This window comes from Tissierella carlieri, assembly GCF_018917285.1.
GTDB classification, from domain to species: Bacteria; Bacillota; Clostridia; order Tissierellales; family Tissierellaceae; genus Tissierella; species Tissierella carlieri.
This window is the reverse complement of the sequence record NZ_JAHLOH010000042.1, coordinates 130,022-142,392: the sequence shown is the minus strand read 5'-3', so window position 1 is coordinate 142,392 and position 12,371 is coordinate 130,022. Positions and strand designations below refer to the sequence as shown.

The window sequence follows — 12,371 nt, the reverse complement described above, 5'->3', positions numbered from 1 at the left end:
CACCCCCTAGTCTAAATCGTCCCATAGAATTAAACTCCCATTAGGAGAATAAATTTCATATTTATATCCCTGCAATTTACTTAAAGTGCTAATATCAAAGTTTTCAATGGAAAAACTACCGTTTATTCCTAATACTTTAGAATCTAAGACTTTACCAGATTTAGATAAAAGGACAACCTTATATCTAGAAAAATCATTTACACCTACTAATACTCCAGAGAATACTCCTAGAATAGTAGTACTAAAGCTTAGCTCCTTCAAATAAACTTCACTCTCTACAACAGAATCCTTCTTAGTCACATTTCCATCAATATAGTAGTTTAACTGTAAACTAGATAATTCCTTATCACTATTTTTCATCTTCAAATCCAAAGCTTTATTAATAGTAGTAGCAGCAATTCCTCTAGTCACAACCTCATCATGCGGAATATAGAGATTCCCTAGACCTATTTCCAAAGCCTTAGAATAATAGTCTTCAGGATATTTTTTAAAGTCTACACCATTTTCATAGCCCAGAACTCTCATCAATACAGTTAGAAGTTCTCCATAACTGACTTTGCCATTGGGATTAAAGAAATCTTTTTTCACTGCATTTACTAATTTCATATCATAGGCTATATTTATATATGGAACAGACCAGCCCTTTACATCCTTAAATGGAGTAGATTGTTTTTGAAAATCCTTCAGATACTCTAATCCCTTTAACCTAACAGCAATAGTAGCCAACTCTTCTCGACTAATTTTCTTATCTAAATCAATGCTGCCTTGCCCCATTATACCCATCTGAAAAACTCTAATATTTTGGGTTAATTCCTCATATGGATTTGCAAAACTAAAGCTAGGAAGTAAAAGTATAATAATTAATAAAATTGACAAAGTTCTTTTCAAACTATCACCTCCACTACCTTTCATTTAATGGACCAAAATCAACTAGATTTCCATTTATATCCCGAACCTCATATTTATATCCAATAAGTCTTTCTCTAACACCAGTAGGGAATTCAACAATCTCAAACCTACCATTACTTTCAACAACTGTATTATCATATTCCTTTCCAGTAGTGGATAGTAGTCTTACTTTATGTCCACTATAATTTCCACTTAACTGACCACTAAAGACACCATAACCAAAAGTATCAAAACTATAGCTTTCCAGCTTAACATTGGAGTTTTGCTTATCTTCAATCTTTACATTAATAGTATAAACTCTATTCTTAGCCTTACCTGATTCAATATGGACAATCCTAATAGTAGAAGTAGCAGCATCAAACTCTACACTATCTCCGCTATCAACTGTAGAATCATTTACAGTAATGCTACCTACTGAAGCTGATGGAGTAACTTTAACTCTTGAAGTGCCATAAGGTAAAGTTAAAGTATAATTAGGCTCCTTCCTATCAAATCTAGGACTGAGAGTGCCTATATCAAATCTTAAGCTATCTAAACCAGTAGCCATATTATCATCAGCTACTATAGTATATTCAAAGGTAGATATTGCACTATCTTTAAATCCATTCCTTACAGCAAAGGCTTTTATTATAGTATTAGAGCTAATAACTATAGGTCCAGTATATAAGCTACTATTGATAGTAGGCATAGAGCCGTCTAGAGTATAATAAATCTTTGCTCCACTTGTGGAAGTATTTAAAGTAACAGTAGAACCTTCTACAACTTCGCCGCCACTAGGGTTAGCCATTACCATCTGTACAGTGTCTTGAGAAACAATGTATTCATAAACTAAGTGTTGAGATTTATCAAATACTTGAACAAAAACATTAGCATCCCACATATCTATTACTAACTTCATCACTTCCTGCATTAAATCAGCTAGGGCATCCTTAGAATTGATATCCCATCTAGAATCAGATAGAGATAAGTCCATATCTACCATAAGCTTAAAATTATCATTATCTATTTGATGCAAACTATATTTCACTGGTACTCTAAAACCATTAACATAGAAAATACCATATCTATTATTTAAATACTCAGCAGTACTTGCCATCAAAGTAGTTGATCTTACTTTATTATCATCAATAGTAAATGATATAGGCTCTAAATCCCTATAAACAACTTTGCCATTTACTTTAAGACCAGGATAATATCTTCTAATTTCACGATTTACCCTCTCTAGCAAGTCAAGTTTACGGCTAGGAGACCATCTTTCCATATAGTCACTATGAGAAGGAGTGATTACAAGCTCCAGATCATAGCCAGAAATCCTAGCAGTATAATCAAAGTATTCACCACCATATTTACCTAGTGCCTTATTGAGTAGCTCTTCAATAAATACAGGATCTACCTTTGATTTCATATCTAATCCGCTATCTATAAAGCTAAAGACAATATTTTTCATCTTAGTATCGAAACTTACATATCTCTTTATATTTCCTTGAATTCTAGCTTCTTCATCATAAAGACTAGAAATAGCCACATAAATATCCCATATGTAGGCTTCCACATCTCTTCTGCTCAGATTACGCCATTTGCTATTATCACGAGTAGAGAAATCAATATCCACATAATACCAATGTCCAGTACCAGAACGAAGATTGATGTCTACATTTAAATTATTAATTTTTGAAAGATGTCTATTTAAATATCTTTCCATATCCGATAAGGATTTTACCTCTTCATAAGGAATCTTTACATCCATTATTATTTTTTTCTTTTTATTTAGTTCTTCCAATTCCCTAGCATATCTATTATTTAAATCTTCTCTAAATTTAACTAATTCATCAATAGAATAATAGCTAGGATAAATAGTATCCTTTGGCTTGTCCTTCAATACTCCATTGCAATCAATATCTATAACATTATTATTTAACTTTGGAGTGATATATAGATAAGGTGACAAGGATGTTAATGGAAGATAGACATCATCATTATACAAAAGAGGTTCACCATCTAAAAAAATCTTTTTTCCATCTAATGTAATTTCTATACCTGAAAAACCAGCACGAATAGTTTTTAAATCTATATCCTTTGAACTAGATTTTGATTTAGTATCCCTCAAAAAATCACGAATTTCTTGATTAATATTATCCATCAATCTTTCTTTGACCTCTATTTCATATCCTCTTTGATAGGCTATAGGATATTTAGAATTATCATTAAATCTCAGTTTATTATTAGAGTTCAAAGTAAGAGCCCTCTTATTGGAATTAAAATTAACTCCAAGACCCAGAGCTTTACCGAAGTCTTTCATAGGTACAAAGATATCACCTTCATAAAGAAAAACTTCCTTGTGAGAAAAGTTTTTTCCCTCTACTTGCACTCTAAAATTATTCATGAAAACATCAATTTCCTTAACCAATCCATTACTAAAAACAGGCATTGGTACCAGAGGAATTAAAACAATTATTGCTAATACAAATGAAATAAATCTCCTTCTCAAAAAATCTCCCCCCAATTTATTTAGTGAATAGTTAAAAGTGAATAGTGAATAGTTTTGAGTAAGGCTTCAGGGTCTTTTTAACTATTCACTATTAGTTATTCACTATTCACTATCTTTATCGGCAGAAAATGTATTTTTCTTCATAATAACCTCAAGATTTTGTCTATATTTGCCGATAATAATAGAGCAGTTAACAGAGCACTGAAGAAAACTGTGAACTGTGCACTGACTGAAGGGAGGTATGAGTGATGTCAAATAGTATAATTGAAGATAAGTCTTTTAAATTTGCAATTAAAATTATAAATACATATAAAGCTTTATGTGAGAAGAATGAATTTGTTATGTCCAAACAACTGCTTAGAACTGGTACAAGTATTGGAGCTAATGTAAAAGAAGCATTGAGAGGACAAAGCAAAAAAGACTTTTTATCAAAGATGAATATATCTCTCAAAGAAGCGAATGAGGTAGAATACTGGATTGAACTTTTATTTGCCACGAATTATTTAGATAAAAATACAAATTTAGATCTTTTAATGGACTGTAAAGAAATATGCCGGATTCTAAATACAATAGTTAAATCAACTAGAGAATCTCTAGAATTAAATAATTAATTCTTTAAAACTGTGAACTGTGCACTGTGAACTGTGAACTGATTAAATTGGGGGGTAAACCATGACTAAACTAAAGAAAATAATATCAACAATATTATTAATATCAATACTACTGCCACTTATGCCAATTGGAGAAATGCGGGCATTTGCACAATCAGGCATAGAAGTTTCTCAACTAACAATAAACTACACATATAAAGAAAGAGACGAAACCCAACTAGAAAAAATTTCATTCTATATGACACTAAAAATAGATACAAAGGACAATTATACCATAAAAGTAGGAGATACCGAAGGGAAAACACATACCATAGGAACAATAAAAATAGACGACAATAATGTAGGCGAATATATATCACCATCAGACTTTGAACTACAGCCAAAGGAAAATATAAGGATCACTGATTTATATATAGGAGGACATATAATAAATCTATCAATGCCTACTCCTAAGATAACAAAAATGCAAACCTATGATGTACTACTAGGTGATAATCTTAGATTCCAGGGAGATAACCTTAATCAAGGCACCATGACCATATCAGGACTAGAACCTGTATATTCAGGAAACTCAACTGAGTTTTCTCAGCCAATAGTGGACGGCAGTCCGGGATATAAAAATATCATATTTGAAGTAATAGGATCCACCCCACAAATAGGCTACATAAAACAAAAAATAACCTACTCAAAAGTATTTAAACTAATGGGCACATTAAAGGAATTAGGCGACCAACCGGGAGATTATTTAAAAATCATACCAGAAATGGGAGAAAATGAAAGCGTTGCATATATTAGAGCTAATAACGGACAATTCAATGTAAAGGATGGAGTTGGAGAATACTCAGTGTTCTTCCTTACAGATACAACTGACAAATATTCAGTAAATAATATGGCTGAAATAATATCCTACTCACAAAACAGAAAGGTTATGAAAATAAGAATTCCTAAGGGGCCTACAGAGAAGGACCCTAAGGGAATACAGGATAGTAAATCCTATGAAATACAGGTAACCAATAGAGTAAAAGACCCAAAAGGTAATATAGATGCTCAGGTTTTAGAGAGAAAGACAGTAAAAAACAGATATTTCGTCATAGGTGCAGATAAATCTCCGGTAATCACCAGCATAAGCCCAGAAAAGGGACCGGATACGGGTGAAGTAGTTAGAATAGGGGGTAAAAAGTTTGACGAAGTAGACTTTATAGATGGCTTTGATAATATTCAAGGTGTAAAACATACTAAAGTTGAGCCAGCAGATAAAATTTTGGACAATGTAATAGGAGATATTATAGGTTCAGAAGGTATAGAGACAGACAATAAACCAGATAAGGTTTTTCATATTGAGTATGCTAAAGGTCAATCAATCTATAACAATCAAGAAGTAAGCAAGATAGACAGATATATAGCAGTATATGTAGGAGATAGGACAACTCCTCATACAGTAAATGGAAATCCGGTATATTCCTTTGATGAGGTATACGATAGTTTATCTGTTAGAGTTCCTTCAAGTAACGTAAATGCTGAAAAGCAAGTAAATGTTATTATGATAATGCAAACAGAAATAGAAACCGTTGATGGTAATACACATACAATCGTAAATATAGTAACAAACGACAATATCAAATACACCATAATACCTAGCCATACAAGGCCTAGTATAACTAAAATAATACCAGAGCAAATCCAAGTAGTTCAAAGGGCAGAAGGATATGGATTAAAGGAAGATATGGTAATAACTATTGAAGGTCAAAACTTCAAGGTATTAAGATCTAGAGATAATACAACTGGTAAAGATGTGACAAATTATCCGATAGTAGGTATAGGAGCAAATCTAGAAAACAGCGATGATGGTATAGTCCTTAGAATGAGTCCAGAAAAAGAGGGACAAGTAGAGATCTACAAAAATAATAAATGGGAAACTATATCTGGAGCAAATATTACAATCCTAGATTCTAAGGGTAATATAATAGACGGTACCATAGGTAAAGATGTAGGAAATAAAATAATAATAAATCTACCTAAAAATGCAGATATAAACCTACCAACAGATTCTGTTACTACAGATAGGTCTCAGCCAATACCTAAACCAGTATATGTAATGAACCCAGTATTAGGAAGTCAAAAGCCAGGGGAACCTGTTAGCAACGACAACGTAGCAGTCATGTTTATAGATTTAAAAGACAATCCTTCACCTACTATAGATACAGTAACACCAAATGTAGTAGCAATAGATTCAGGAGAAGAAATAATAGTCACTGGTTCAAACTTCCAGCAAGGGGCAAGAGTATTCTTAGGGGGAGTTGAGGTTACAGGAGTAAAGCAGGAACTAGATCCATCAGGATTAAATACAATATTGAAATTTAATGCACCTAAGTTTCCACAAATAATAGATGGACCAACTAAAATAATGGTCATGAATCCAGACGGCGGTATAGCAGTAAAGGATTTCACCTTTGTAAAATCATTACAAAGAGACCCGATCCTTACAAGCTTCTCACCTAAGAGTGGAACATTAGATACTGTAGTTGTCATAGATGGAGATAATTTCCTAGCACCAAATCCATCAGTTGTAAGTATTACAGGAATGGGAATCCATAGATTAATAGGTAGTAGAGTATTGATGGATGGGAAAGACATCAATGAATATAATAGAGATATTAATGGAAATATTGTATTGCAGCCATATACGAATTCATCTGAAATGTTAATAGCTTCAGAGCATAGCGTAGCAAAACTATCGAGTTATGCTCATAGCGTAATATTAGTAGATAGAAACAATCAAAACAAATTTTTTACTATCTATAATGATAATAGAATGAATATCTTCCTTTCAGATGGAGGAAGTGGAGCAGAAGAGAACAATATAATAAATCTATATAATATAAGATATGAAAATGGTGATTTAATCGCAGAAAAAGGCGGGCAAACATATAAAGTAGATGTCTCAGAAGATGGACTTAAACTATTTCAAGGAAGTACTTTAGTTCTAGACCTTGTAATGAAGACACCATATAAATTTAGTGGCGAAGATATCTATGGTTCTAGGGTACAAGTTAAAGATAAAAATAGAATAGAGTTTAGAGTTCCACCATTAGTATCAAAACTACCAAGTGGATATACAATCACAGTAGAAAATCCAGATACAAAGAAATCCACAGCAAAGGATTTATTCTACTACTATGAAACTGTATCTTTAAAACCACAAATAACAGAAATCAAACCATCCATAGGCTCCATAGATGGAGGATATCAGATATTGATAGAAGGAAAGAATTTTGAAGATAATTCAAAGGTTTATGTAGATGGAGCACTAGTACCTCAAAACAGTATAAAAAGAGAAATAAGAGGTGGAGTGGATACCCTTATAATAACTGCAATGCCACCCTATAGAAGAAATATGAATGAAGAGGGAACCGATAGAAAGCTAGTACCCGTTACTGTAGAAAATGGAAATGGTGGTACTGCATTAGGAAGATTTACCTATGTAATTCCACCATCTGCAAGACCAGTAATAGATAAGGCAGAGTTTCAAAAGGAAAATCAAATAGGCTCTGCAGCAGGAGAAGAGATATTAACTATTACAGGAAAATACTTTAAATTTGAAGAGCCTTGGGCTCTAACACCAAAATATGCTGGATGGATAGAAGGAGAAAGAAACGGAGTAAAGGTATTCTATGAAGACCTAAATGGAGATGGAGAGTACACTTCCTATACCAGTTGGCTAAATTATAAAGAGAAAGACGGAGCTACAGAAGAACTATTGGCACCAGTAGAAACTTACACAAAATATCTAACATCACCAGTCCTTCCAACAGTAAGAATTGGTGGAATAGAAGCTAGAATAGTAGAGTTTGGAGATGGATATATAAGAGTTATTACACCGCAAATAGCAGCAGGTAAACAGGAACTATATGTGGTGAACAATGACTTTGGTACATCTAACAAGGTAGTCCTAAACTTTGAAGGCTCAAAGATAACGATAAATAAAATAGTAGGAGATATAGGTAAAAAGCAAGGTAAAGACTCAGTTGAGATATCAGGTTCAGGCTTCCAAAGAACAAGGATATATGTCTTAGAAAATGGTCAGAAAAAAGAATACGAGGATGTTAATGCATTAGTTAGGTTTGGTACAATAGGAGATACAAAGGATATAAACAACAATATTGCACAAATAACTCTAGAAAATGGAGACTTTACTTTAGACTATAACAATACAGCCATTACATCAGCTACCATTACAATGACAGCTAAATATGATAAGGAAATATATAAGAAGACCTTTACCATAGATGGCTATGATGGTACACCGATATATTTACCTATATGGGAACTAAGAAATGGAGACAAAGAATTCCCAGGTTATGAACTCATTAAAGTGGAAAAAAGCGGAAGAAAACTAGTAGTAGCAAAAGGATATTCACCAGAAACAAAGCTTGTAAACTCAGGACTTATATCTTTACAAACTCCTTCCTATTATACAATAGGAGATGTGCAGGTAGAGGTTACAAACCCAGATGGAGGAAGGGCTACAACAAAATACAAATATACTAATCCAGCTAGTAAGCCTAAAATAACCAATATTACAAGAGATGGTAAAGATCCAGAGCAAGGTGATGATGGAAATACAAGAATAATAAGGCTAGACTATAGAGGCGGACAAAATATTACAGTCCTAGGAGAAGACTTTAGAGAAGGTGCAACTATTCAAATAGGAAATATACTAAAGATAGAAAATAAAGATATTACAGAAACTCTAAATGCAGCACCAAATAAACTAGCATTTACAATGCCGGGAGTCAATGAAAATGTAGTAGGAAATCTATATAGGGTTACAGTAACAAATGGAGATGGAGCTCAAGTTTCATCAGATAATCCAAATAATATGTGGAATGCTCCAATATATATTCAATTTATAAAAGGAGAATCAGAGCCGGGAGCAGGAAATATAGAACCAAATAAAGGTCCTGCTACAGGAGGTACTAAGGTCACTATTAAAGGGAAAGACTTTAGAAAAAATATGGAGGGCTATGGAGATAATACTATATCAGTATTCTTTGGTGGAGTAGAAGTACCTGCTAAAGATATACTAGAAATAACAGATACTACAATAAAACTAATAACTCCACCATCACCAAAGCTTGGACCTGTAAAAGTGAAGATTGAAAATCCAGATGGTACATCAACACAGGATAATTTGACCTTCACCTATATATCAAAGCCGAAGATAAATGATGTAAGCCCTAAGAAATTATTTACCAATGACACTAAAACAGTAGTTACTATAGATGGAATACAGTTCTTACCGGGTGCTAAGGTAATAGTAGGCGGAAAGATAATACAGACTAAAGATGTAAAGCCAGATATGCAGTTAAAGGGGCAAGGTATTACAGGAGTAGATAAAGATGGAAATAATGTAGAATCATCAGTTATAGGAGGTATGGAAGCAGCTACGGTACAAGTAGTCAGTGAAAATCAAATTAAAGTTACCTTTGCTGAAGCTACTGATTTAGAAAATACCAGCTTAATAATCATCAACCCAGACGGTGGTATCTCAGACCCATATAATGATTTTAAATATGAAAAACCTCTACCATTAAAACCAATGGTGTTGGAAGGTATACCGGGATATGAATCTACAGTGATGCTAATATGGAATAAGTCAGACCCAGATTTATTAAATAGAGCGACAGACTATGAAATCTATGGTAGAAAAACTAAGGACTCAGCTAATACCTTCGTAGGTACAACATCTGGGGCAGAATATCTAGTAAAAGGATTGGAGCCAAATACAGAGTATACCTTTATGGTAAGAGCATTGAATGAATATGGAGCAGCCATAGATTTTGCCACAGTTACAGTGAAGACATTAAGTGTACAAGAAGATTACAAACAAAAAGAAAAAGAAGATAAACTAAAAGAAAATCAAAAGAATATAGAATTAAAGGGTAAAGAAACTATAGAAGGAAATAAAGTTATTAGAACATTAGGCTCAGATGATATTAAAAATGGACTTGGTTTCATAGATTTCACTTTAACTAAGTACAAAGGCGCAAATGAATATATAATCAAAATACCACTAGCTTTAGCAAGAACTGATTCCGCATTGAATATCAAAGATGGCACAATGACAATGACTATCAATCCAAAGGATATGTACACCTACAAGGTAAGTACAATGGATGAAGGGGATAAGGACTCAAACCTACAGATTGTTATCAAAAAAGGAAGAGAAACTAATATCCCAAGAGGAAAAAAAGTAGCATCAATTCTTTACGATATAGACTTCCTTTTCCAAAGAGGAAAGGATACAATAAGTATAGACAAGCTACTAAGGTCAGGAAAATTAACCTTAGACTTAGATACTCTACTATATACAAATACGAAAAATGTATATTTAGGAGTATTCAATATAAGTACAGGAACATATGAAAAGGCAGGAGAAGCTAGAACCGTTTCATTTAATCAGAAAGGTAAGTATTTACTAATTTCTGATAAATAGAACTAATAGTGAATAACTAATAGTGAATAACTAATAGTGAATAACTAATAGTGAAGAGTGAATAGTTAAAAACATAAAAAGACCTTTAGGCTTTACTCAAAACTATTCACTATTCACTCTTCACTATTCACTAAAAAAGGAGGTCATCATGAAAAAAATAATAACCTTAATCCTAGCAATAACACTATTACTTCAAGCTATACCCTCTATCGCCGCTAATCCAAAGGAAATAATAATAGAAGGTACAATAGAAGTCATAGATATAGTAAATAGACAGATTACAATCCTAGATTGGGAGGATAATCTACACACCATTGATTTGCCAAAGGAAATAAAAGTAACAGATTTATACTTTGGACAAGAAGTTATAGCCACAGTAAGAGATAGAAATACAGTAAAAATACAATTAATAGAAGAAGATGACCCTACTAGGGATGGATATATCATACCTAATACAAGATTTAGAGTGGGTACAGTATTATTTGCCACAAATCAAGATATAGAGATTCTAACAACTAAATCTAGAGAAAAATATAAAATAGACCCTTTTTCCACAACTCTATATAAAAAGGGAATGGTAGCAGAGCTTCGTCAGTTAAAGGAAGGGGATAGGGTATTACTGACATTCAATGATCCTTATTCTTCCACAGTATCAGAGATAAAAATAGAAGATGAAGAAAAGCATATAGAGGGAGTATTAAAGGGTAAAATTGAAATGGTGGATGAGAGGAATAAGGAAGTCATAATCTCACAACCAAAGGTACTGAACCAAGGAGTATGGATAGGAACAGTACAAAAGACACAAATAAAATTAGGCACAGGTTCCATATATGAAGGAGGAAAGAAACTAACATTATCCGACCTCCAAAAAAGAAAAGGGTTAGAAGCCTATATAGCCTATGAGAATGCCTTTGGAAAACAATCAGTAGGAAAGATGCTTATAAAAGCAGGCTCTAGCATGGAGTATAATGATTTATTACAGAATATAGACTATGGAAATGGACAAATGATAGTAGATTCGAATATGTTCTTCTTCCATGATGGAACTATAGTAGTGAAGGATAATAGATTGGTAGATAGTTTAAACCTCAATAAATATCAGGATATCTATCTAGTATCAGACTTTAAGAATGGGATGAAGCAAGCATCAGTAGTATCTATAGAAGGAACAACATTATTAGAGGATAGAATAGACGGCTCAAGACTATTAGTCTATAAAGGAAAGATAGAAGATGTACTAGACTATAAATTAATTTTAGGCAATAACTTTAAGCTAGATAAAACAATACTTACTACAGCAGGATTTGTATCTAACCCAAGTTCAGAAGAAATGATATTCACAGAAGATACATTAGTATACGATTCAGAGTTAAAGAAGAATATACCAACTAAGTCCTTCTTAGATTCTAAGTATATAGATTTAATAGATATAAAGGATAAGAGCCTAAGGGATAGGATACAAAAAGACTATTACAAAAACAAACCAGCCTATGTAGTAGCTAGAGAAACTGAGCTAGGTAAAGAAGTTCTAAGTATTAATTTAGTACCACAGGAAACTAATAGCTACAACCAATTAGTAAGAATGGATTACAGTACACTAGGTGAAATAAAAAATATAGACCAAGGGACTAAAACCATAGAACTGACAAAGGTAACAAACTACAACACCTTAACAAAAAGATGGGAAAAAGGCACAGATGAAACTCTAGACCTAACTAAAGCAATAGTATTAGTCAACGACAAACCAATATCATTAGAAGAAATATATAAGATAAGAAAAACAAGCAAGGCTTACCTAATTAAGCAAAAGTTATCATCTAATAGCACAACTTATATATTATTAATCGAAGACTAATAGTATAGTGAA

General features: G+C 32.9%; 5 protein-coding genes. 3 read left to right on the top strand and 2 right to left on the bottom strand.

The genetic code is table 11. The features are described from left to right. Positions 1-6: 6 nt before the first annotated feature. Together KQI38_RS13960 and KQI38_RS13955 are read right to left on the bottom strand one after the other, a co-directional pair. The gene (locus KQI38_RS13960; RefSeq protein WP_216560487.1) at positions 7-888 is read right to left on the bottom strand and encodes an S-layer homology domain-containing protein; all 882 of its coding nucleotides are present in this window, start codon (positions 886-888) and stop codon (positions 7-9) included. A 13-nt stretch (positions 889-901) separates the two neighbouring features. Beyond that, entirely contained in the window at positions 902-3,397 is a 2,496-nt protein-coding gene (locus tag KQI38_RS13955; protein WP_216560485.1) for a chitobiase/beta-hexosaminidase C-terminal domain-containing protein, read from the bottom strand. Between the two features lie 248 nt (positions 3,398-3,645). On the opposite strand from KQI38_RS13955, the gene KQI38_RS13950 reads away from it, so the two are divergent. From KQI38_RS13950 to KQI38_RS13940, 3 genes are all read left to right on the top strand, one after another. Beyond that, on the top strand, positions 3,646-4,008 hold the full coding sequence (locus tag KQI38_RS13950) for a four helix bundle protein (RefSeq protein ID WP_216560483.1): 363 nt from the start codon (positions 3,646-3,648) through the stop codon (positions 4,006-4,008). Between the two features lie 61 nt (positions 4,009-4,069). Continuing rightward, the gene (locus tag KQI38_RS13945) at positions 4,070-10,504 is read left to right on the top strand and encodes an IPT/TIG domain-containing protein (RefSeq protein ID WP_216560479.1); all 6,435 of its coding nucleotides are present in this window, start codon (positions 4,070-4,072) and stop codon (positions 10,502-10,504) included. Between the two features lie 148 nt (positions 10,505-10,652). Then, the gene (locus tag KQI38_RS13940) at positions 10,653-12,359 is read left to right on the top strand and encodes a hypothetical protein (RefSeq protein WP_216560477.1); all 1,707 of its coding nucleotides are present in this window, start codon (positions 10,653-10,655) and stop codon (positions 12,357-12,359) included. The last annotated feature ends 12 nt before the right edge of the window (positions 12,360-12,371 follow it).